A 21210-nucleotide genomic window follows, 5' to 3' on the forward strand; every position below is an offset into this window, starting at 1 on the left:
CGGTTGCGCGGCCACAGCGTGGCGCAGGTCACTCAATTCAGCGCGTAACGAATCGACTCGGGCATGCGATGAACCGACAGGTGTCCTCGCGCGGCCCGGAATACAGACCCCCCTCGGGTCTGTTTCCCGAGTTCGCGCGATGATGTCCCGCCCACACCCTTATTTGTTCGCAACGAGAGGCTCCTTGTGTCGCTCAGCCCGTCCCGTACGTTCCCTCCGGAGATCGCCGAATCGGAGGCCCTCGTCGCGCTCGTCGAGCGCGGCCGCGAGCAGGGTCACATCAACGGTGACGATGTGCGTCAGGCCTTCGAGGCCGGCCGCATCCCGGTGGACCAGTGGAAGCGGGTCCTGCGCAGCCTGAACCAGGTCCTGGACGAGGAGGGCGTCGCCCTCCACGTCAGCGCCGCCCCCGCCACCAAGGTCGCTGCCAAGAAGCCCCGCAAGGCAGCCGCCCCCGCCCGCACCGTGACCAAGAAGGCCGCTGCCGCGCCGCGCCCCATCGGCGCGCGCAAGACGGCGGCCACGGCCACCGCTGCGGCGATATCCGCTCCGACGGCCTCCGCCACCGGGGACGAGGTGACGGCCGAGGCCGCCGCCGAGCCCAAGAAGCGCGTGGTCAAGAAGACCGCCGCCAAGAAGGCCACGGCCACCAAGAAGACCGCCGCCACGAAGAAGGCCGGCGCCAAGGACGGCGACGAGGGTGAGACCCCGGCCGCCGAAGGTGAGGACTGGGCAGCCGAGGACACCGCCGACGAGCCCGAGGAAGGGGCACCCAAGCCGGGCGGCACCCAGGGCTTCGTCCTGTCCGACGACGACGAGGACGACGCTCCGGCGCAGACCGTCATGGTCGCCGGCGCCACCGCCGACCCCGTCAAGGACTACCTCAAGCTGATCGGCAAGGTGCCGCTCCTCAACGCCGAGCAGGAGGTGGAACTCGCCAAGCGCATCGAGGCGGGTCTCTTCTCCGAGTACAAGCTCGAAGAGGAGGAGGACCACAAGCCCGCGTTCAAGCGCGAGTTGGAGATCCTCGTCGAGGACGGGCGCCGCGCCAAGAACCACCTCCTGGAGGCCAACCTCCGTCTGGTGGTCTCCCTGGCCAAGCGCTACACCGGCCGCGGCATGCTGTTCCTGGACCTGATCCAGGAGGGCAACGTCGGTCTGATCCGCGCCGTGGAGAAGTTCGACTACACCAAGGGCTTCAAGTTCTCCACGTACGCGACCTGGTGGATCCGGCAGGCGATCACGCGTGCCATGGCCGACCAGTCCCGCACCATCCGCATCCCCGTGCACATGGTCGAGATCATCAACAAGCTCGCCCGCGTGCAGCGCCAGATGCTCCAGGACCTGGGCCGCGAGCCCACCCCGGAGGAACTGGGCAAGGAACTCGACATGACCCCCGAGAAGGTCATCGAGGTCCAGAAGTACGGCCGTGAGCCGATCTCCCTGCACACCCCCCTGGGTGAGGAGGGAGACAGCGAGTTCGGTGACCTCATCGAGGACTCCGAGGCGGTCGTCCCGGCGGACGCGGTGTCCTTCACCTTCCTCCAGGAGCAGCTCCAGTCGATCCTGGGGACGCTCTCGGAGCGCGAGGCGGGCGTGGTCTCCATGCGCTACGGCCTCAACGACGGCCAGCCGAAGACCCTGGACGAGATCGGTCGCGTGTACGGGGTCACCCGTGAGCGCATCCGTCAGATCGAGTCCAAGACCATGTCGAAGCTGCGCCACCCGTCGCGTTCGCAGGTGCTGCGCGACTACCTCGACTAGGCCGTAGCCCCTCAGGCCAGTCGGAAGACCGGCCCCCGGGGTGTGAACGGCAGGGAGGCACCCTGCGGGACCAGGAAGGCGTGCTCGCGCCGGATCCGCAGGGTGTCGGTCCACCCGTCCGTGATCACCAGCACCGGGGCCCGCGGAGGGAAGTCCTCCGCCCGGTGGAGCAGGTCGATGCCCGGTTGGAGCACCGTCCCGCCCCGCCCGCGCACCCGCACCCGGCCCGCGATGTCGGCCGGGGGCAGATAGCCCGCGTCGTACGGCGCCGCGTCACAGAACACGACGCGTGCCGCCGGTACGTCGCGGGCTTCGGCGTACGAGGCGATCGCGCCCAGGGCCTTGCCGAGCAGGGTGGTGTCCATCGACCCCGAGGTGTCCAGCACCACCCCGAAGGTGCATCGGGCCACCTCCTCGGGCGGGAAGTACCGGCCGGCGCGCGGGATGTCCGGGGTCGAGGCCTGGCGGCGGGCCGGGCGCGCGAAGGAACGGACCGGCTCGGGGCGCGGGACGTACTCGTCGAACCAGCGGGCGAGGCGGGCGTCCCAGGGCACCGGCGGTTGGGCCAGCGCCCGGATCTCCTCGACCAGCCCGGCCGGCAGCAGCCCGCGCTTCCCGCGCTCGTGCAGGTCGAACCCCTGGACCAGACCGCGCCGGTAGAAGGCGTCGAGATCCGTGTACGGGCCGCTTCCCGCATGCGGCAGCGGCTCCCCCAGGATGTCGCCCCGCCCCTTGCCCCGCAGGGTGGCGAGCCGGCGCATCCGGCGCAGGTCCCCGGTGAGCCGGTCGTAGACCTCCTCGACCGCGAGGTCCTTCAGCCCCGGGTCGTACAGCAGCCCGTCGGGCATCTCGCCGACGTCCATCTCGACGAGCCAGCCGTTGACCACGTAGTCGGCGGCCACGTTGTGCAGGTACGGGTCGCGGGCGCCCCTGCGCTCGCAGTGGCGTAGGGCCGCGTGCAGCATCTCGTGGGCCAGGATGAACCGCCACTCGTCGTCGGTGAAGGTGCGCAGCGGGTTCACGTAGATCTCCCCGGCGCTCGCGCTGACGGCCGCGACGTCGATGCCCTGGGCGCGGGCCAGCTCGGCGTCGGCGACGACCTCCAGGCCGGCGGCGAGGCCGCCGAGCAGCGGGTACGAGGAAACGAACCAGTTCAGGGCGCGTTCCCACGGGCGCGGCACGTGTCCCTCGCGGCCGGCCGCGCGTTCCATGGTGCTCGACACGGACCGGGTGAGGGCGTGGGCGAAGCCGGTCTGCCAGTCGGGCGCCGCCTGCCAGTGCGACCAGCCCTCCAGGATCTGGTCGGGGGCGCCGGGGGCGTTCGTGCCGCAGTCCTCGTAGCGGGGCGGTACGCCGTCCCGGCTCCAGGCGCCGGCGAGCTGTTCCTCGTCGCCGCCCGGGTAGGCGGCAGGCAGCCGGTCGGGGGCCCGGCCGACGGGGAAGGTCAACAGGAAGCGGTTGACGACGACGCAGCGGGCGGCCAGCTCGGCGTGGTCGGGCTGCGGCCGGGTCCCCTTGGCGGCGGGCACGTGCCCGAAGCCGAGGTGGAGCAGGCAGTGGGCCAGGGCCCAGGCCCACTCCGCGGGCTCCGCGTGGCGGGTGGGGTGGGCGTGGATCACGCCGTTGGAGGTGACGACGGCGAGCACCGCGGCGGTGCAGGTCCCGCAGCGCGGGTCACGGCAGTGGGTGGCCGGGACGGCGTGCAGGGCGGGGTTCTGCCGGACGGCGGCGCGACCGGCCTCGTAGGCGAGGGTGGCGGGATCCGGCTTGGCCGGCTGTCCGGGCCCGCGCTTCTTCACCGGCGGGCCTCGACCAGGCGGGGCATGTCCCGGGCGGCTTCGACGAGGAACCAGGCGGGCAGCACCGGCAGGCCGTCGGCGTCGTCGGCGATGACGGTCCGGGCGACCTCGACGGAGATCTCGGCGAGCTGCACCAGCAGGGACTTGGCCCGGTGGGCGGTCTGCCGGACGGCCGGCGAGACGTGCTCCTTGCGGCCCGGCAGCTCCTTGATCAGGCGGCCCCGGAAGGCCTCGGCGAGGTAGTAGAGCAGATCGCGGTCTTCGAGGCGGGCGGGCCAGGAGGCCTCGCCCTTGATGATCGCCCCGATGCCGAAGGTGTGACGGACGATCTTGGCGTAGCCGCGGAAGGAGACGGCGTGCGCGGGGGTGAGCGTGCCGTGCGCGAGGACGGCCAGGGTGTGCTCGTCCAGGTCCCGACCGAAGGAGTGCAGGGCGTCGGAGAGCATGTGCCAGGAGCGGGGCGTGGAGAAGGGCTCCTCGGTCTTGGGCGGCTGGGACCAGAGGTGGTCGGGGCGGTCGGTGAGGTAGTCGGTGACCCAGGGGTGGATGTCGTGCTCGCCGGCCCAGACCAGCCAGTCGTGGGCGGACGCCTGGAGGTGCACGTGGGTGAGCCGGTTGACCAGCGCGGAGGCGATGGGTCGGGCGAGGGCGTTGTCGGTGGCTCGATTGCCCGCGCCGATGACGAGGGAACCCTCCGGAAGTTCGTACGAGCCGATGCGCCGGTCGAGGATCAGCGAGTAGAAGGCCTTCTGCACGTCCGGGCCCGCGGCGTTCAGCTCGTCGAGGAAGAGGCAGTACGGCTCGTCGCGGGCTATGGCCTCGGGCGGGCAGAACACCGAGCGGCCGTCGCGGATCTGCGGGACGCCGATCAGGTCCTCGGGGGCGAGCTGCGTACCGAGCAGGCTGACGCACTCCAGGCCCAGGGATTCGGCGAACTTCCGCACGAGCGAGGACTTGCCGATGCCGGGCGCGCCCCACAGGAACACGGGCCGGACGGTGGCGAGGCCGAGGAGCAGTTCGGGGATCTGGGCGGGGGTGACGGTGGCGGCTGCCTGCACGGGTGGGGACGTCCTTGACGCGTCGGGGGTGTGGTGCGCCCAGTCTGGGCGCGCCACACCCCCGAGGGCATCCGGTTTTTCGCGGGTCAGGCCGCGGCGCGCGCCTTGCGGGCGGACATCAGGGCGAAGCCGAGGACGCCCGCGAAGAGGAACAGGACGCCCTGGTAGACGGCGGCGTAGCCGGAGCCGGCGACCAGCCACATGGAGAAGGCGAAGGCCACGCCGGCGAGGGTGGCGTCGCGGACCAGGCGGCCTCGGGAGACCTGCTCGGAGCGGCCCGAGGCGAGGAAGTACAGCTGGGCGGCGGTGGAGAGCAGGTACGGGACGGTCGCCGTGAAGGTGGTGACCAGGACGAGGACCTCGAAGACGCCCTCGGAGCCGGCGGTGTAGTTGTAGACGGTCAGGCAGGAGGCCAGGACGGCGGTGACGAGGACGCCGACGACCGGGACCCCGCGCCGCCTCTTCTCGAAGACCTTGGGGAAGAGCCCGTCCTTGGCGGCGGCGTACGGGGTCTGCGCGCTGAGCAGGGTCCAGCCGTTGAGGGCGCCGACCATCGAGATCACGGCGGCGCAGGCCACGAGGGTGCCGCCCCAGGTCCCGCCGAACATGGCGTCGACGGCGTCGCTGAAGGGGGCCTGCGAGGTGAGCAGCTCCTCGTGGGCGACGAGCCCGAAGACGGACAGGGTTCCGAGGAGGTAGACGACGGCCGCGCCGGTGGTGCCGAGGATGGTGGCCCGGCCCACGTTGCGGGCCGGGTCGCGCACCTCGCCCGCGCTGACGGCGGCGGACTCCACGCCGAGGTAGCTGAACAGCAGGATCGCGGCGGCGGCGGAGACGGCCCCGACGGGGCTCTGGTCGCCGGCCCGGAAGGGGCCGAGGTTGGCGGGGTCGAAGAAGAACAGCCCGCCGAAGGCCACGAGGAGCAGCGGGACCAGCTTGAGGACGGTCGCGACCAGTTGGACGGCGCCCACGCAGCGGGTGCCGGCCAGGTTGGCGAGGGCCGGGAGCCACTGCACGGCGAGGGCGGCCAGGCACATGGACCAGCGGTGGGTCCCGACTGCCGGGAAGAGGACGGCGAGGTAGCCCACGGACGCCACCGCGAGGGCGGCGTTCGAGACCCAGGTGGTGATCCAGTAGCTGTAGGCGGCGAGGAAGCCGGCGAAGTCGCCGAAGGCCGCGCGGACGTAGACGTAGGGGCCGCCGGTCTGCGGGTGCCGGCGGGCGAGATGGCCGAAGACGAGGGCGAGGGCGATCGCGCCGGCGGTCAGGACCGCGAAGGCCACGAGGCTGATGGTGCCGAAGGGGGCGACGGAGGCGGGCAGCAGGAAGATGCCGCCACCGATGATGTTGCCCATCACGAGGCAGACCGCGACCGGCAGGCCGAAGCGCCGGGTGTGGCGGCTCTGCGGGGGATGCGGGCTCTGCCGGCTTTGCGGGTGGCCTTCGTCGGCGGCGTCGGGGCCGACCCCGGCGCCGGCGCCGCCGTCCGGGTGTGCGGGTCTGTCGGCCTCGGCGGGCGGGGCTGCGGTGCTGGTCATCGGGGGTGCGCCTCGGGACGTCTCACATGCTGGGCAGGACGCCCCATGGTCGGCCACCCTGAACCGCGTACCAAATCAACGGGTTTCGTCCGGTGCGGACACCCCTGCGGAAGGAAGGGTTCCGCGCGATTCGCCCTCCCGCCGGGGATCCTCCGGCCGGTCCGGGACGGCGGCGGGGACTGCCGTCGGGACTGCGGTCGGGAAGGAGGCGGGGATCGCGTCCGGGGCGGGGACCGGGCCGGACACGGGGATCTGGGGTCCGTCCGTCTCCCGCAGCCAACCCCGCAGCACCTCGTGGACGGCCTCCGCGCCCACCAGGTCGGCCCCGGGCCGCGGCAGCTCCGTCGGCCACATCAGGAAGGGGTGCCCCTGTTCCCCGCCCAGCCCGCCGTGCGAGCCGATCTGCTCCTCGAAGGCGTGCACGGCGCCCGTCCGCGGGTCGTAGGCCGAGTTGACCATGATGTCGGCCACGTGCGGGAAGCCGTTCGTGCGGCGGACGGCGTCGGCGGCGCCCGGGCCGAAGTCGGCCAGCAGTTCCTCCGCCTCCCCGGGCACGTCCAGTCGGGCCACCGCGCCGCCCGGACCCAGGACCTCCCCGTCCACGAGCAGGAAGCCCACCCCGGGGTGGTCGGCCAGGGTCGCCAGCAGCGCCGGGTGGGTCCGCTCGATCCACTCCCGCGAGGCCCTCCCCTCCCGGTCCGGGAAGGAGATCAGCCCGAGGTTGCCCGAGGCCAGCACCACCGGGTCGTCGCCGGGCGGCGGGTGGGCCTCGTCGCCCTCCTCCTCCACGGGCCGGTGCAGGGCGGCCAGTACGGCCGCACGTGCCTCGGCGCCGCTGCGGGTGCGGCGGGCCCGGCGCGGGACCGGCAGCCCGCAGCCCGCCCGGACCAGGTCCTTGAGGGTGAGCCCGTAGCGGCCGAGGAAGGTCTCCCCCGGGCTCTGCCCGTGGTCGGAGAGCAGCACGATCCGGTAGGGGCGCGGCGCGTGCTCGGCGACCCGGGCGATCAGCGCCAGGCTGCGGTCGAGCCGGGCCAGGACCCGGTCGGTGTCGCGGCCGTGCGGGCCGGAGTGGTGGGCCACCTCGTCGTAGGCGACCAGGTCGGCGTAGACGGCCGCCCGGCCGGCGAACATGTCCCCGATCACCGCGGAGACCACCACGTCCCGCTCGACGACCGTGGCGAAGGCCCGGATGACGGGGTACAGGCCCGAGCGCGAGACCCGGGGCCGCTCCTGGCGGGCGCGGGCCCCCAGCGACTGCCCGATCTCGCGCCCCACCTCCGCGACGAAGGACAGCGCGGTGCGCACGGCGTTGGCCGGGTCGGAGAAATACGCGAAGTAGCCGGCCCGGGAGCGGGTGCCGGGGGACCTGCGCGCGGCGACCGACAGCACCAGCGCCAGTTGGTCCGCGCCCCCGCCGAAGAGGTTGCCCCGGCTGGCGCCGTCCCGGACGAGGAGGCCTTCGTGGCCGGTGCGGGCGGCGGCTCGGCGTTGGAGTTCGGCGGCGCTGGTGGGCCGGTTGCAGACCATCACCTCGCCGGTCTCCTTCTCGTACCAGCGGAAGGCGGGCACGTCGAAGTTGGAGCCGTGCAGGATGCCGAGCTGACTGGCGCCCGTCTGGCTGGACCAGTCCGTGCGCCAGGGTGCCACCCGGTGGCTGCCGTCCGTCCACCGCGCCACCGTCGGCATCAGCCCCTCGGCCACGGCCCGGTGCAGCGTCGCGTACCCGACCCCGTCGAGCTGGAGGAAGACCAGCCCGGGCCCCGCTTCGTCACCGGGGCCGCCCTGGCGGCGCCGGCGGCGGTCGGCGAGCCGGTGCAGGCGGCGCCGGTAGGCCTCGTCGTCGCGCACCGCGAGCGCGGTGGAGGTGGCGGAGGCCACGGCCGACATCACGGCGGCCACGACCACGGCCGTCTCGGGGGCCGCCGTCACGCCCCGGCTGTCGGGGATCAGCCAGAGCGCCATGAGGAGGAGCGAGCCGTTGAGGAAGAAGACGAGCAGCCCGAGCACCAGGGCCGGCACCAGCAGCAGGGCCCGCACGACGACCGGCCACACGAGCGCGCTCAGCAGACCGAAGGCGCCCGCGCCCCAGGCGGCGGTCAGCCCGACCCGGGTGACGCTCTCGCCGTCGGCCGATTCGAGGCGGAAGTCCGGCAGGATCGCCGCGAGGGCCAGCATCGTCAGGGTCGAGACCGCCCACACCAGGACGACGCGCACGAATGCCCCGCCCGCGGCCCGCCACCGCAACCGCCGTCGCCACACGCCCGTACCCACCTCACACGTCCGGTCCGCGCCCCGCCCGCGGTCCCCCCGCCAGCCTCGCACAGGGTGACGGGTACGGCCGGTCGAAACGGGCGGCGCACGGTCGTGCGGAGCCGGGATCGGGCCCCGAGGCCTGATGGAGCCGGGGCTCAGGTCCCACGGTGGCCGGGACTCAGGTCCCCGCCGTGGCCGGGACTCAGGTCCCGTCGTAGCCGGCGGTCGGCATGGACAGGCGGCGGTGGACCTCGGCCTTCATGGCGGAGGTGTAATGGGGTTCGTCGAGCCCCGCCGTCTCCAGGCGCACCCCGCGCCGCGCGCACTCGGCGGTGAATTCCTCCACCGAGCGCAGGGCGCGGGCCAGGACCCTCGGATTGGGGGCGACGAACAGGTCGACCTGTCCGGCGTCGATGTCGCACCACAGCCCGCAGTGGTCGTGCCGGAGCCCGTAGAACAGCAACTGGCGGGTGACCACGTAGCCCTGTTCCTCCGCCCAGCGCGCACACATGGCGTGCTGGCCGCGGGTGTCCACGGCGAAGGGATCGTCGTCGAGTTCCTCAAGCGGGGCCAGGCTGGCGATCGCGGCCACGCGCAGCTCTTCCATGGCGCCCGACCCTACTCCTCCCCGGGCCCGGGGAGGAGTGGGCCGGCGAGTTCCGCTCCCGGCGGATCACGGGGACACCGCCTACCCTCGGGGGAAGGGGGTAGGGGCAGGGGATCGAGGTCGAGCACGGACGAGGGGTGGCGGGGTGGCGGTGGACATCACCTGGTGGGGGCACGCGACGTGCACGGTGGCCGATTCGGGGGTCCGGGTGCTGACCGATCCCTTGTTCGCCCGCCGGTTCGCGCACCTGCGACGGCGGCGCGGGGCACTGCCCCCGCCGCAGGCGTCGCTCGCGGATGTGGTCGTGGTGTCGCACCTGCACGCCGACCACCTCCACCTGCCCTCGCTGGCCCGGCTGGCTCCCGGTACCCGTCTCGTCCTCCCCGCGGGAGCCCGCGCGGCGGTGCCGGGGCTGGGGCGACTGGAGCGGCAGCGGGGACTGGTGGTGACCGAGGTCCTCCCGGGCGACGTGGTCGACGTACGGGACGGCGTACGGGTCAGGGCGGTCGGAGCGCTGCACGACGGGCGGCGGGTGCCGTTCGGGCCGCAGCGGGTGCGGGCCCTGGGGTACGTGGTCCAGGGCGCGGAGCGGACCTACTTCGCCGGCGACACCGGCCTGTTCGACGAGATGGCCGAGGAGGTGGGCCCGGTGGACGTGGCGCTGCTCCCGGTCGGCGGCTGGGGGCCCTACCTGGGACCGGGGCACCTGGACGCGCAACGGGCTGCCCGGGCGCTGGTCCGGCTGGCGCCGGCGGCGGCCGTGCCGGTGCACTACGGGACGTACTGGCCGATCGGCATGGACGCGGTGCGACCGCACGAGTTCCACGCGCCGGGCGGGGAGTTCGCCCGGCACGCGCTGCGGCTGGCTCCGAAGGTGGACGTACGGGTACCCGCGCACGGGGAGCGGGTGCGGCTTCCGTGACGCCGTGGCGGGACGCGATGGGCGCGCTGGGGGTGGTGGGCCAGGTGCCGCCCGGGGGCGCCCAGCAGGCGCTCGGCTACCCGGCGCTGTTCGTGCTGGTGGCGGTGGGCGCGCTGGTGCCGGTGATCCCGACCGGGGCGCTGGTGAGCACGGCCGCGGTGGTGGCGTTCCACCACGGGTCGCCCGCCCTGGGGCTGTTGTCGGTGTTCGTCGTCTCCGCTTCGGCCGCGTTCCTCGGCGACCTCGCGCTGTACTGGTTGGGCCGGCGCGGGGTGCACTCGCGGAGCGGCTCGCGGCTGTTGGAGTCCCTGCGCAGGCGGGCCACCCCGGAACGGCTGGAGGGGGCGCAGGCCAAGCTGGACGAGCACGGGGTCCTGGTGCTGGTGCTGTCCCGGCTGGTCCCGGCGGGCCGGATCCCGGTGATGCTGGCCTGCCTGCTGGGCGGGATGCCGCTGCGCCGCTTCGCCCGGGGCGACGCCCCGGCGTGCCTGGCGTGGGCCGCGACGTACGGGCTGATCGGGATCCTGGGCGGCTCGCTGTTCTCCGAGCCGTGGAAGGGCGTGGTCCTGGCGGTGGGGCTGACCCTGCTGCTCAGCGTGGTGCCGGGGCTGTGGCGGCGGCTGCGGGACTCCGGAGCGGCGCGCAAGGACTCCCCGGCCGGGTGAGCCGGGGAGCGGTCCGGGACGGGGTCGGTCCCGGCCGGTCCGCTCCCGGTCCGGCTCAGTGCGGCGCTCGGGCGAGCTCCGGGATCCGGTCGGCCCAGGGTCGGACGGCCTCCAGTTGGGCGGCGACCTGGAGGACCGTCGCCTCGTCGTGTTCCCGGCCCACCAGCTGGACGGCGAGGGGCAGTCCGTCCCGGCCGAAGCCCGCCGGGACGGAGGCCGCCGGGTTCCCCGTCACGTTCCACAGGCCCGTGTAGGCGATCATCGGCAGCGAGCGGAGCATCGCCCCGGTCATCCCCAGCCCGTCGAGGGCGCCGATCCGCCGCGGCCGGTCCGCGAGCACCGGGGTGAGCAACAGGTCGGGCCCGTCGAACACGCGGTTGGCCCGTACCGCCAACCGCTCCCCGTGCCGCATCGCCCATGCGACGGCGGCCTCGGGAACCAGCGCGGAGGCCCGTACGACCTGGCGGGTACGCCGCTCCAGCAGTTCGGGGTGGTCCACGGTGCGTGCCTCGGCCCGTACGCCTGCGTAGAACTGCGGGAGGAACGCGGCGGTGGTGTCGGGGTAGTGGGGGTCGATCTCCCGTACGTCGTGGCCGAGTTCGCGCAGGGCGCGGACCGTCTCCCGCAGGGCCCCGACGTGCTCGGGGTGGGGCCGTACGCCGCGCACGGCGGGCTTGGCCGACCAGCCGATCCGCAGCCGGCCGGGCTCGGTGGACGCCGCCCGCAGGAATCCGGTCGGCGCCGGCCGGGCGGTCCAACGGTCGCCGGCGGCGGGGCCCGAGAGGACGTCGTAGAGAAGGGCGCTGTCGCGGACGGTGCGGGTGAGCGGGCCGAGGGTGCCGAGCGCGTACCAGAGGTGCGGGTGCGGTGCGGTGGGGACCCTGCCGCGCTGCGGCTTGAGGCCGAAGACGCCGCAGCAGGCCGCCGGGATGCGGATCGATCCGCCGCCGTCACCGCCGAGGGCGGCGCCCACCACCCCGGCGGCGACAACGGCGGCGCTGCCCCCGCTGGATCCGCCGGTGGTGCGGGAGGTGTCCCAGGGGTTGCGGGTGTAGCCGTGGGCGGCCGACTCGGTGAAGGGCCACTGCCCGAACTCGGGCATGGTCGTCTTGCCGATGACGATCGCCCCGGCGGCCCGCAACCGGCGCACCGCCTCGCAGTCCCGGTCCACGGGGGTGGTGTTGGCGGCGCCGCCGAAGGTGGTGACCTCGCCGGCCAGGTCGAGTTCGTCCTTGACCGCGACCGGGACGCCGAGCAACGGGAGCCCCTCGGAGCCCGGTTCGGCGCGGCCCGCGTCGCAGGCGTCGGCCTCGGCGAGGGCCCGCGCGAAGCGCAGCGTACGGAAGGCCCCCAACCGGGGGTCGAGGCGCTCGGCGCGGGCGAGCGCGGCCTCGGTCAGCTGCCGCGCGGTGACCTTCCCGGCCCGGACGAGTTCGGCCTGCCGGGCCACTCCCGCGAATCCCAGCTCGCTGTCGTCCACGTACGCGCCTTCCCCGTGCGGTGTGTTCCGGGCACGAGGCACCGTATGCCAGGCCGACGGCCCGGCGACAGGGGCCCCCTTCGAGATCGGTCGGGAAAGGGACTGGACCTCAAGCGCGGTCGAGTTCCTAGGCTCGGGGCACCGGACGAACACACCGGGCGAACACACCGGGCGCCGAAGCCCGAGCACCGAGCACCGAGCACCGAGAAGGAGCCGATCCACCATGGACTACTCGCACGAGGACGCGGAACTGATCAAGCAGCCCATCGGCTACTGGAGTTGGGCCGCCTACGACTCCGTCGTCACCCGCACCCGGGGCGCCCTGGCCGACATCGGCGTGACACAGCCGCAGTGGTGGATCCTGGCCCGCCTGGCCGGTGGCGCCGGCGACGGGACCCGCGCCGACCTGGTCCGGACCCTGGGCGGCTACCTCGCGGTCGGTGACGAGGGCATCGACGTGGAGGTCGACGGGACCGTCTCCCACGGCTGGATCACCGAAACCCCCGAGGGCATGACCCTCACCGATCTGGGCCGGGAACTCCACGCGCGGGCCGCGGTGCTCCAGGACGAGCTGTGGGCGGAGCGCCACGCCGGCATCACGGACGAGGAGTACCTCACCACCCTCAAGGTGCTCCAGCGCTTCGTCCACAACACCGGGGGCCGCGCCTGGCACCACTGAGGGCCACCCCTCCGCGGCGGCCCGGACCAGGGCCCGCGGACACGCCCTACGGGAGGCGGAGCCCGTGCCGGTCCGCCCAGGCCGACAGCCCGGCGGCGAGCAGCAAGGGCTGGTCCTCCGGCGTGTGGTGTCCCGCGACCGCCTCCGAGCGTTCGATCTCCAGCCCGGCGATGTTCGCGGCGCACCAGGCGACGGTGTCCTCGCGCATCATCACCCCCGGGCCGGGCGCGAAGGCGAGCAGCAGTTTGGGCACGTCCGTACTGGCCTTGAGCCACCGGTCGTACGCCTCGATCCGGGCCACCACGTCGGCGGGCTCGCCCCCGAGCGGCATGGCGCGCGGCCACTGCAGGAGCGGCAGCCTGCTCTCCCGGGTCGGGTAGGGCTTGCGGTAGACGTCGAGGTCCCCCGGGGCGAGCGGCGTCGCGACGGTCCCGGGCAGGGCCTCCTCGATGAAGGCGTTGGCGTCGAGGATCATGGCCTCGCCGATCCCGGGCGTCTTGATGGCCCGGAACAACTGCCTTCCGCCTTCGGGGAATTCCTCCCAGTCCATCGGCTTGACGATGGTCTCGGTGAAGGCGATGCCGCGCACCCGGCCCGGGTGGCGCGCGGCCCAGTCGAAGGCCAGCGCGCCGCCCCAGTCGTGCCCGACGAGGATCACGTCCCGGAGGTCGAGCGCGTCGAACCAGGCGTCCAGGTAACGGGCTTGGTCGGCGAAGGTGTAGTCGATGTCGGGCTTGCCGGACTCGCCCATCCCGATGAGGTCGGGGGCCAGCAGCCGCCCGGACCCCACGGCCGGCATGACCTCCCGCCACAGGTACGAGGAGGTCGGATTGCCGTGCAGGAAGACGACGGGCACCCCGGCGCCGGACTCCATGTGGTGCATGGTCGAGTCGAGGATGTGATGGACGGGCACGCGGGTCTCCTTCGGGCGGAGTTGACCGAACACAAGTGAGTCAGTCAGCTGACTCACTCTACACCGGTGTCGGCGCGGGGGCATGGCGTTCCTGTCGCACCGCGGGAGACGATGAGCCGGGCAACGAGCCCCGTCGCCCGTACAGTCAGACGACCGGCCGCGGCCTGCCGCAGGGGGCTCCGGGCCCCGTCCGGCCGGCGCCGGCCCTCGTCGGCACCCTCGCCTGGACAGGAGCACGGCCGTGCGCGCATACGCCCAGACCCCGGCCCGTCGGAACCGTCAGGTGCTCGCGGACCTGATCGCGGTGGCCCTGATCGCGGCCGCGGTGGCCTTCGCCCTGGCGGTCCACGAGGTCATCATGCGACTGGCTGAACCGGGCCGGACGGTACAGAACGCGGGTGACCACCTCGCCACCAGCCTCGACGACGCCGGCGACGCGGCCTCGAAGGTGCCGCTCGTCGGGGACTTCCTGAAGAAGCCGCTCCACTCCGCGGCCGACGCCGGCGGCGGTCTCTCCGATGCCGGGCGGTCCCTCCAGGACACCGTGGGCCAGGTGGCCGACCTGACCGCACTCGCCCTCATCGTCATTCCGGTCGTCTGCGTACTCCTCCTGTGGCTGCCCCCGCGCCTGCTCTGGATCCGGCGCAGCGCGACCACCCGACGCCTGTTCGGCGCCCCCGGCGGCGCCGACCTGCTCGCCCTGCGCGCCCTCACCGGACCCCCGCGCGATCTCGTCGACATCTCCACCCCGCCGGAAGGCCTCGCCGACGCCTGGCGCCACGGGGACCGGCAGGTCATCACCGAGTTGTCCGAACTCGCGCTCAAACAGGCGGGCCTGCGACCCTGACCGGCGCGGCGGGCTCGGGGCACGCCCCGGGTCCGCGCGGGCGGGGTGGACGGGGAGGCGGGCCGTCAGCCGACCAGCGCGGCCAGGACCGATCCGAGCCCGTCCAGCGCGTCCCGCACGTGCGGGAGCGCCAGCGGGTCACGGGAGTTGAGCGCGGCCAACCGCTGCGCCGGGGTGACGCCGAGCAGGGGGCCGGTGGACAACCGGACCCGCAACGCGCCGAGTTCGTCGGCGAAGCGCTGCCCGCCGGGTGTGGGCGAGCCCAGCCGGCCGCCGAGCCAGTCCTCCAACTCCATGGCGTCGCCGACCCCGTTCCGGGCCAGTCCGGCGCGCAGCGGCGTCAGGTCGGCGTAGAGGTGCCGGCCGGCCTGCGGGGGCCGGGCGAGCGCCCCGACGGCCAGGAGTTCCCGGTGCGCGGCGGCGGCGACGGCCCCGTGCAGGGCGGCCGCCGCGTAGGCGCGCCCGGCGACGGCGTCGGGTTCGTCGAGGGCGTGCGCGGCGGCTCCGGCCACCGGGCCGGCGACGAGTGCGCCGGTGGCGGTCAGGATGTCGAGGGTCCGGGCGCGCAACCAGGTGCCGCGCGGGGTGGCCGGCAGGCGCAGGACGGCGGCGGGCCAGCCGGCGGGCAGCAGGGACCCGGACAGGTCGACGAGGACGGCGGCCCGGTCGGGGAGCATCTCGGCGGGGCTCAGTACGAGGGTCTCGTGCGGCCGGTGCACGGTGTCGCGCCAGCTCTCGTCGCTGACGACGAACAGGCCCGCCTCCTCGGCCGCCTCGCAGGCCTCCCGCAGCATCTCGGGCGGCGGGACGGTCGCGGTGGGGTCGTCGGCGACGGACAGCAGCAGGACGCGGGGGTCGCCGCCCTCCGCCCGGACCCGCCGCACCGTCTCCAGCAGCGCGTACGGGTCGGGTATGCCGCCGCACTCCGCCGGAGTGGGCACGTGGTAGGCCCGCCGTCCCAGCAGTCGGACCTGCGGAGTCCACCAGGCGGGACAGGGCCGGGGCAACATCACGTCCCCGCCGTACGCGCCGAGCAGCGCGAGCAGCAGGGTGGGCGCGCCGGGCCCGGCGGCGACGTTCTCCGGCGCGGTGGGCAGCCCGCGCCGGGCCCAGTGACGGCAGGCGGCCTCGCGTACGGGATCGCCTCCTCCGGGGGGCTCGGGCGCGGCGCGGCCCGCCGCGCCGGCGAGGACCGCTGTCAGCTCGGGCAGGACGGGCAGGCCCGGTTCGGGGGCGGGCGGACCGTAGCGGACCGGTCCGCGCCCCTCGGAGGCGGCGCGCCACGCTCCGGCCGGCCCGCCCGCCGTGCCCTCGGCCATGCCCGCCACCGCGCTCCGCCTTCCGCTGTCGCCACCGGCCATTCGATGCCGCCCTTCCCACGCTTCGTGCGATCGTTCGGCGCTTCCCGCCCGTCAGCCCCGCCGGCCGACGAGCGCGAGCAGCCGGGTCTGGGCGTTCGCGCCCGGTGGGATGTCCAGCGGCTGCGCGAACAGGCCGGTGGCCGCCAGACCGTCGGCGTAGGGCATGACCTCCTTGATGGCGAACTCCACGAGGCCGTCGGGCAATCTCTCGTCCGCGCCGACGGCCCGGGCGAGGTCCCAGGCGTGCACGACGCAGTCCGCCGTCATCTCCGAGCAGTACGCCGATCCGCGCGTGGGCCCGTACGACAGCGCCACGGTCCGCTCCAGCGCGTCGGGCGCGCCGAAGGCGGCCACGGCGGAGGCCGCGGCGCGGTCCCAGGCGGCGACCGGGTCCGCGCCGAGGAGATCGCCGGAGAGTTCGTCGCCGATGTCGGCGACGGTCCGGCCCTCGGTGAGCAGCGGGGGTATCCACCGCTGCTCACCGGTGACGTGATTGACCAGGTCGCGCACGGTCCACTCGGCACAGGGGGTGGGTGCGTCCCACTGGGCTTCCCCGACGGCCCGCACCCGCTCCCCGAAGAGCCGCAGCGCCGCGGCGTGCTGTTGGAGCAGCGTCTCCGGCATGGGTCTCACCGTCCTCCGTTCGCCCTGCGGACCACTCTCCTCGCCCCCACGCCGCCCTGCCACCGACCCGAGGCCGATCCGCCCGGACCCCTTGCCACCGAGGTGGTGTGTCCACATTTTGAAACGCATATCTCACATCGCGGCACGATCGCCTACGGTGATCACAGTGCTTCGACGACGAGGACGAGACGGGGAGTTGCGCCATGAACGAGACCCAGGGCACGCCGGAGATCCGTGAGACGGCCGTGTACACGCACGGGCACCACGAGTCGGTGCTCCGCTCGCACCGCTGGCGCACCGCCGCCAATTCGGCCGCGTACCTGATCGGCGAGCTGCGGCCGGGCATGCGGCTGCTGGACGTGGGCTGCGGCCCGGGCACGATCACCGCCGATCTGGCGGAACTGGTGGCTCCGGGCGGCCGGGTCACCGCGGTCGACGCGGCGGCGGACGTCCTGGCCCAGGCGAGCGCCCACGTACGGGAGCGCGGGCTCGCCGACTCGGTCGACTTCGCCACGGCGGACGTCCACGCGCTGGACTTCCCCGACGCCTCCTTCGACGTGGTCCACGCCCACCAGGTGCTCCAGCACGTCGGCGATCCGGTACGGGCGCTGCGCGAGATGCGGCGGGTGTGCCGGCCCGGCGGGATCGTCGCCGTCCGGGACGCGGACTACGCGGCGATGACCTGGTACCCGGCCACCCCCGGGCTGGAGGAGTGGCAGGACCTGTACGGCCGGGTGGCCCGGGCCAACGGGGGCGAGCCGGACGCCGGGCGGCGGCTCCTGTCCTGGGCCCGGGCGGCCGGCTTCGAGGAGGTCCGGGCCTCGGCGACGGTCTGGTGCTACGCCACCCCGGAGGAGGTCCGCTGGTGGTCCTCCCTGTGGGCGGACCGCACGAAGGCCTCCGCGTACGCCGACCGCGCGACGGAGGGCCGCCACGCCACCCCGGCGGACCTGACGGCGGTCGCCGACGCCTGGCACGCCTGGGGCGCTGCCCCGGACGCCTGGTTCTCGGTCCTGAACGGCGAACTCCTCTGCCGCGCCTGACTCCTGACGGCCCGGGGTGCTCCCCGCCTCAGGGCTGTCCCGTGATCCCCGGCGGGCGCATGCGGAAGTCGTAGGCGGCGGGCAGGGGGCGGGTGGTGAGGGCGGACCAGAGGTCGGACAGGGTCTCCTCGCCCTCGCGCAGGTCCGGGATCTCGAAGCCCTCCTCGAAGACGTGCAGGGCCGTGCTCACGTGGCCCTCGGCCGCCAGCAGGCGGGCGGCCAGCAGGCGGAAGCGGCCGTTCTCGCGCAGGGCGGGGCGGAGCCGGTCCCAGACCGCGCGGGCCTGCGGCAGCCGGCCTACGGCCAGTTGGGCCGTCATCGCCTCCCGGGCCAGCGCCGACTCGGCGGCCGTCCACGCCTCGCCGCCCCGGCTCTCCTCGATCAGGTCCGCGAAGGCCTCCGCGTAGCGGTCGGCGGCCCGCTCGGGGTCACCTGCCTGCGCGTCGGCCTCGGCCAGGCAGCGGAGCAGGGGCCAGCGCGAGGGGGCCAGGGACAGCCCGCGCTCCCAACTGCGCACGGCCTGGGCCACATCGCCCGCGTGCCACTGGGCCACCCCCAGGTGGTACTCGGTGAGCGGGTCGGCGGGGGCGGTCTCCAGCATGTCCCGCCAGTGCGCGGTGACCAGCGGGGGCCCCGGCGGGACCACCTTGCGGGGGGTGGGGAAGACTCCCGTGCGCCACAGCTCCAGCCACGGGGCCTGCTCCTCGCCGAGGTCGGCCTCCTCGAAGGGGGTGCCCGGCAGCTCGAACCCCCCGCGCAGCACCTCCAGCGCGCCCCAGCCCGATCCGCGGGCCAGCCGCTCCCCCGGTTCGGTGTCGACGACGCCACGCCACGCCTTGTGGGCGGCTTCCAGGGCGGCGGCCGGCAGCGCCCCGTCCAGGGCCTCGGCGGCGGCGCCGCGCGCCCGCGCCCAGTCGGCGCCGTGCACCGCGGCCGGATCCGCGGACAGCGGCCCGTACGCCTCCAGCCAGGAGAACTCCGTCCCGCCCTCCAGCCGTACGTGCTCCAGTTGGGTCCGGGCCAGACCGGCCTGGATCTCGGCGTAGCCTCCCGTGCCGGGCTCGGTGAGCCACTCCTGCCAGCGCCGGCCGCCCTCGCCCGCGCCCCACACGAAGAGCTTGCGGCCGCGCAGCCGGCCCGTGGAGGCCTGGACGAGGCCGTGGCCCTCGGCGTCGAGGGAGGTGATCCAGGGGCGGACGGTGTCTTGGACCTCGTAGAAGAAGTCCGCGGGGTAGGTGCTGTTCGACGGGTACGTGCGGTCCGCGTCCTGCCAGTCGGGCACCGGGATGCGGCGCAGGCTGCGCTCGTAGCCGAAGTGCCAGGCCTCGTCGGCGGGGGCGAGGACCCGGGTGCCCGGGTCCTCGGGGACGGCGATGTTGGACCACCAGTACACGGGCGCGGGCCGCTCGTGCGGGTTGCGCACGCGGACCCCGACGTAGAGGAACTCCGAGTCGGCCGGCAGCCACAGGTCCACTTGGAAGGGCAGGTCGCGCAGCCGCTCCCACTCCCACAGCCGGACCATCACACCGCCGTCGGGCGCGGGGACCAGCGCGGCGTGCAGGGGGGCGCAGGACAGGGCGGTGTGACCGGTGGCGCCGATGTTCCACTCGATCCCGCCGGAGAACCAGGCGCCGTTGAGGGCGAAGTTCGCCGGCTGGAACACCGGGTTGCGGTAGAGGAGTTCGCGTCCGCTCGGCAGGTGGACGAGGGAGTGGATCCGGCCGCCGAGCCCGGGCAGCACGGTGACGCGCAGCAGGCCGTTCTCGATGATGACGGCCTCCAACTCCTCCTCCGTGCGCTCCCGTCCGTATCCGTCCCGGATCCGGACGGGCAGCAGGGACCGCAGCGGCTCGTAGCCGATCTGGCGGGCCATGTCGCGGGGCAGCCCGTGGCGGGAGCGCTCGTCGAGGGTGTGGACCCCGTCGGGCGCGCGCAGGGCGGGCAGTGGGTTCTCCGGACCCAACGGGGCTGCGGGGAGGGACAGTCGTGCACGTCGGACGGTGGTGGCCATGGGGAAATGGAACACTCCGGCGCGGCCGGTGCACAGGGGTTCCGCACATCACCACCGGTCAGGATTACGCAAAGGCCCCCGCGACCAGGTCCGCGAGCAGGGCGCCCGCACGCGCGTCCGGATCCAGGTCGGGGTCGTAGACGGTGACGTTGAGGCCGACGCAGCGCGGCGAGTGGACCAGTACGCCCAGCAGTTCGGCGAGTTCGTCGGGCAGCAGCCCGCCGGGCTCCGGGCTGTCCACGGCCGGCATCACGGACGGGTCGAGGACGTCGGCGTCCAGGTGGATCCAGAAGCCGGACGTCGCCGGCGGGTGCAGCCCCTCCAGGGCCGCGCGGGCCACCGGCCCGGCGCCTCGTTCGCGGATCTCGCCGACGGTGGCGGCCGCGATCCCGGCGGCGTCCAGTTCGGGCAGGTCGGCGTCTCCGTCGCGCAGCCCGAAGAGGCGCACGTCCGTCTCGCGCAGGTAGGGACGGAGCCCTTCGAGGTCGGTGAGGTCGGCTTGGCCGCGTCCGGTGGACAGGGCCAGTTCCTCGCCGGCGGCCGCTCCGACGGGGCCGTTGACGGCCTCGTTGCCGGGGTGGCGGAAGTCGGCGGAGCCGTCGATCGCGGCGAGCCCGTACCGGCCCAGGCGGCGCATGGCCAGGGCGGCGCCGAGCTGGACGGAGCAGTCCCCGCCGAGGACCACGGGGAACTCCCCGGCCCGCAGGTGCCCCTCGATCCGGTCCGCGAGGGTGACGGTGTACCGGGCTAGGGCGGCGGCGTGGAAGACCCCGTCGCCCTCCTTCCAGTCGCCGCGGTCGTAGCGGGGCGCGACGACGACCCCGCCCTCACGGGCGCCGAGGCGTTGCAGCAGCCCCTGCTCGCGCAGGGCGCCGGCGAGCTTGTGGACCCCGGGGACCGCGGTGGGCGTGGGCGGGCGCAGGCCGAGGTTGGAGGGTGCGTCGAGGAGCACGAGGGTTCGCATGTCCCCATCCTGGGCGACGGACGGCCCCCGGGCGGCGCATTCGCACACACGACCGCCGCCCGGGTCCGCCGCTGCCCGCACCAGCGCACGCCCGGTGACGTCTCACCCGACGGGCGCCGTCACCGCCCAGCGCTCGTGGTCCCGCCAGGCCCCGTCCACGTGGAGGAAGTCCGGGGAGAACCCCTCCAGCCGGAAGCCCCTCCCCCGCACGAGGGCGATCGAGGCGGCGTTGCCGGGCTGGATGTTCGCCTCCAGCCGGTGCAGGCCGAGACCTCCGTCCTCCTGGGGGGCGAAGGCGTGCCCGAGGAGCAGTTCGAGGGCCTCGCCGAAGAGTCCGCGCCCGGCGGCGTGCGCGAAGGCCCCGTAGCCGAGCGCGCCGGACCGGAAGGCGCCGCGGACGATGTTGTTGACGTTGACGAAGCCGGCGAGGGCCCCTGTGGCGGGCTCGCAGACGAGGAAGCCGGCGCGGTCCTCGGCGCCGACCAGGCGGGTCGCCCAGGCCTCGAACTCCTCGGGCGTGGTGGGCGGGAACAGCCAGGGCCGGTGGAGCTCGCGGCTCTCGTGCGCGTGGGTGGTGAACTCGGCGCCGTCCGCGAGCCGCAGGGGCCGCAGACCGACCCGCGCGCCCTGGGCGACGTAGGGGTGAAAAGTCATTCGTCCAGGTTAGGAGGGTCCGGCATGA

Annotated in this window: 18 protein-coding genes; 6 read left to right on the plus strand and 12 right to left on the minus strand. The window is 74.4% G+C overall.

Going from position 1 to position 21210, the window contains the following annotated elements; all coding sequences use genetic code 11:
* The first annotated feature begins 186 nt into the window (after positions 1–186).
* Positions 187–1764 carry an RNA polymerase sigma factor gene (locus tag ACIOD1_RS14805; protein WP_365618968.1) on the plus strand — a complete coding sequence of 526 codons (1578 nt, stop codon included), beginning with the start codon at positions 187–189 and terminating at the stop codon, positions 1762–1764.
* Positions 1765–1775: 11 nt separating this feature from the next.
* Here the strand turns inward: ACIOD1_RS14805 and ACIOD1_RS14810 are convergent, their stop codons facing one another.
* The 5 genes from ACIOD1_RS14810 to ACIOD1_RS14830 all read right to left on the minus strand — a co-directional run bounded on the left by ACIOD1_RS14810 (position 1776) and on the right by ACIOD1_RS14830 (position 9019).
* Positions 1776–3563, minus strand: a complete 1788-nt coding sequence (locus ACIOD1_RS14810; protein WP_401902504.1) for a hypothetical protein — start codon at positions 3561–3563, stop codon at positions 1776–1778.
* Positions 3560–4621 carry an ATP-binding protein gene (locus ACIOD1_RS14815; RefSeq protein ID WP_401902506.1) on the minus strand — a complete coding sequence of 354 codons (1062 nt, stop codon included), beginning with the start codon at positions 4619–4621 and terminating at the stop codon, positions 3560–3562. Before ACIOD1_RS14815 ends, ACIOD1_RS14810 begins: the two co-directional genes overlap by 4 nt.
* Positions 4622–4707: 86 nt before the next feature.
* Positions 4708–6159 (minus strand): amino acid permease, encoded by a 1452-nt coding sequence (locus ACIOD1_RS14820; RefSeq protein ID WP_401902508.1) that lies wholly within the window; start codon positions 6157–6159, stop codon positions 4708–4710.
* A 75-nt stretch (positions 6160–6234) separates the two neighbouring features.
* On the minus strand, positions 6235–8373 hold the full coding sequence (locus ACIOD1_RS14825; RefSeq protein WP_401902510.1) for a phage holin family protein: 2139 nt from the start codon (positions 8371–8373) through the stop codon (positions 6235–6237).
* Between the two features lie 241 nt (positions 8374–8614).
* Positions 8615–9019, minus strand: coding sequence for a hypothetical protein (locus ACIOD1_RS14830; RefSeq protein ID WP_365618983.1), 405 nt, complete (start codon positions 9017–9019; stop codon positions 8615–8617).
* 145 nt (positions 9020–9164) lie between these two features.
* Here ACIOD1_RS14830 and ACIOD1_RS14835 point away from each other — a divergent pair, with 145 nt between their 5' ends.
* Both ACIOD1_RS14835 and ACIOD1_RS14840 read left to right on the plus strand, forming a co-directional pair.
* Complete coding sequence (locus tag ACIOD1_RS14835) at positions 9165–9941, plus strand: MBL fold metallo-hydrolase (protein ID WP_365618986.1); 777 nt, start codon at positions 9165–9167, stop codon at positions 9939–9941.
* 17 nt (positions 9942–9958) lie between these two features.
* Complete coding sequence (locus ACIOD1_RS14840) at positions 9959–10606, plus strand: VTT domain-containing protein (protein ID WP_365619389.1); 648 nt, start codon at positions 9959–9961, stop codon at positions 10604–10606.
* 55 nt (positions 10607–10661) lie between these two features.
* Here ACIOD1_RS14840 and ACIOD1_RS14845 read toward each other — a convergent pair whose 3' ends face one another.
* A complete protein-coding gene (locus ACIOD1_RS14845; RefSeq protein ID WP_401902513.1) occupies positions 10662–12086 on the minus strand; it encodes an amidase in 1425 nt (474 codons plus the stop codon).
* A gap of 223 nt (positions 12087–12309) precedes the next feature.
* Here ACIOD1_RS14845 and ACIOD1_RS14850 point away from each other — a divergent pair, with 223 nt between their 5' ends.
* On the plus strand, positions 12310–12765 hold the full coding sequence (locus tag ACIOD1_RS14850; RefSeq protein WP_365618991.1) for a MarR family winged helix-turn-helix transcriptional regulator: 456 nt from the start codon (positions 12310–12312) through the stop codon (positions 12763–12765).
* A 46-nt stretch (positions 12766–12811) separates the two neighbouring features.
* Here ACIOD1_RS14850 and ACIOD1_RS14855 read toward each other — a convergent pair whose 3' ends face one another.
* On the minus strand, positions 12812–13678 hold the full coding sequence (locus tag ACIOD1_RS14855) for a haloalkane dehalogenase (RefSeq protein WP_365618994.1): 867 nt from the start codon (positions 13676–13678) through the stop codon (positions 12812–12814).
* A 241-nt stretch (positions 13679–13919) separates the two neighbouring features.
* On the opposite strand from ACIOD1_RS14855, the gene ACIOD1_RS14860 reads away from it, so the two are divergent.
* The gene (locus ACIOD1_RS14860; RefSeq protein WP_401902515.1) at positions 13920–14525 is read left to right on the plus strand and encodes a hypothetical protein; all 606 of its coding nucleotides are present in this window, start codon (positions 13920–13922) and stop codon (positions 14523–14525) included.
* Positions 14526–14590: 65 nt separating this feature from the next.
* Here the strand turns inward: ACIOD1_RS14860 and ACIOD1_RS14865 are convergent, their stop codons facing one another.
* Both ACIOD1_RS14865 and ACIOD1_RS14870 read right to left on the minus strand, forming a co-directional pair.
* The gene (locus ACIOD1_RS14865; RefSeq protein ID WP_365618999.1) at positions 14591–15844 is read right to left on the minus strand and encodes an aminotransferase class I/II-fold pyridoxal phosphate-dependent enzyme; all 1254 of its coding nucleotides are present in this window, start codon (positions 15842–15844) and stop codon (positions 14591–14593) included.
* Positions 15845–15937: 93 nt separating this feature from the next.
* Positions 15938–16510 carry a TIGR03086 family metal-binding protein gene (locus ACIOD1_RS14870; RefSeq protein WP_365619002.1) on the minus strand — a complete coding sequence of 191 codons (573 nt, stop codon included), beginning with the start codon at positions 16508–16510 and terminating at the stop codon, positions 15938–15940.
* Positions 16511–16713: 203 nt separating this feature from the next.
* On the opposite strand from ACIOD1_RS14870, the gene ACIOD1_RS14875 reads away from it, so the two are divergent.
* Positions 16714–17553, plus strand: coding sequence for a methyltransferase domain-containing protein (locus ACIOD1_RS14875; protein WP_365619005.1), 840 nt, complete (start codon positions 16714–16716; stop codon positions 17551–17553).
* A gap of 28 nt (positions 17554–17581) precedes the next feature.
* Here the strand turns inward: ACIOD1_RS14875 and ACIOD1_RS14880 are convergent, their stop codons facing one another.
* From ACIOD1_RS14880 to ACIOD1_RS14890, 3 genes are all read right to left on the minus strand, one after another.
* Positions 17582–19564, minus strand: coding sequence for a DUF5107 domain-containing protein (locus ACIOD1_RS14880; RefSeq protein WP_401902517.1), 1983 nt, complete (start codon positions 19562–19564; stop codon positions 17582–17584).
* A gap of 64 nt (positions 19565–19628) precedes the next feature.
* Positions 19629–20528, minus strand: coding sequence for an arginase family protein (locus ACIOD1_RS14885; RefSeq protein WP_401902518.1), 900 nt, complete (start codon positions 20526–20528; stop codon positions 19629–19631).
* A 102-nt stretch (positions 20529–20630) separates the two neighbouring features.
* Positions 20631–21182 (minus strand): GNAT family N-acetyltransferase, encoded by a 552-nt coding sequence (locus ACIOD1_RS14890; protein ID WP_401902521.1) that lies wholly within the window; start codon positions 21180–21182, stop codon positions 20631–20633.
* Positions 21183–21210 lie beyond the last annotated feature (28 nt).

The organism is Streptomyces sp. NPDC088097, from assembly GCF_044741845.1.
GTDB lineage: Bacteria > Actinomycetota > Actinomycetes > Streptomycetales > Streptomycetaceae > Streptomyces.

Bases quoted from the DNA above. Each gene is read 5' to 3' on its own strand.
- ACIOD1_RS14875 (WP_365619005.1), top strand. From the start codon at position 16,714: ATGAACGAGACCCAGGGCACGCCGGAGATCCGTGAGACGGCCGTGTAC.
- ACIOD1_RS14840 (WP_365619389.1), top strand. From the start codon at position 9,959: ATGGGCGCGCTGGGGGTGGTGGGCCAGGTGCCGCCCGGGGGCGCCCAG.
- ACIOD1_RS14830 (WP_365618983.1), bottom strand. From the start codon at position 9,019: ATGGAAGAGCTGCGCGTGGCCGCGATCGCCAGCCTGGCCCCGCTTGAG.
- ACIOD1_RS14885 (WP_401902518.1), bottom strand. From the start codon at position 20,528: ATGCGAACCCTCGTGCTCCTCGACGCACCCTCCAACCTCGGCCTGCGC.
- ACIOD1_RS14820 (WP_401902508.1), bottom strand. From the start codon at position 6,159: ATGACCAGCACCGCAGCCCCGCCCGCCGAGGCCGACAGACCCGCACAC.
- ACIOD1_RS14850 (WP_365618991.1), top strand. From the start codon at position 12,310: ATGGACTACTCGCACGAGGACGCGGAACTGATCAAGCAGCCCATCGGC.
- ACIOD1_RS14865 (WP_365618999.1), bottom strand. From the start codon at position 15,844: ATGGCCGAGGGCACGGCGGGCGGGCCGGCCGGAGCGTGGCGCGCCGCC.
- ACIOD1_RS14890 (WP_401902521.1), bottom strand. From the start codon at position 21,182: ATGACTTTTCACCCCTACGTCGCCCAGGGCGCGCGGGTCGGTCTGCGG.
- ACIOD1_RS14880 (WP_401902517.1), bottom strand. From the start codon at position 19,564: ATGGCCACCACCGTCCGACGTGCACGACTGTCCCTCCCCGCAGCCCCG.
- ACIOD1_RS14870 (WP_365619002.1), bottom strand. From the start codon at position 16,510: ATGCCGGAGACGCTGCTCCAACAGCACGCCGCGGCGCTGCGGCTCTTC.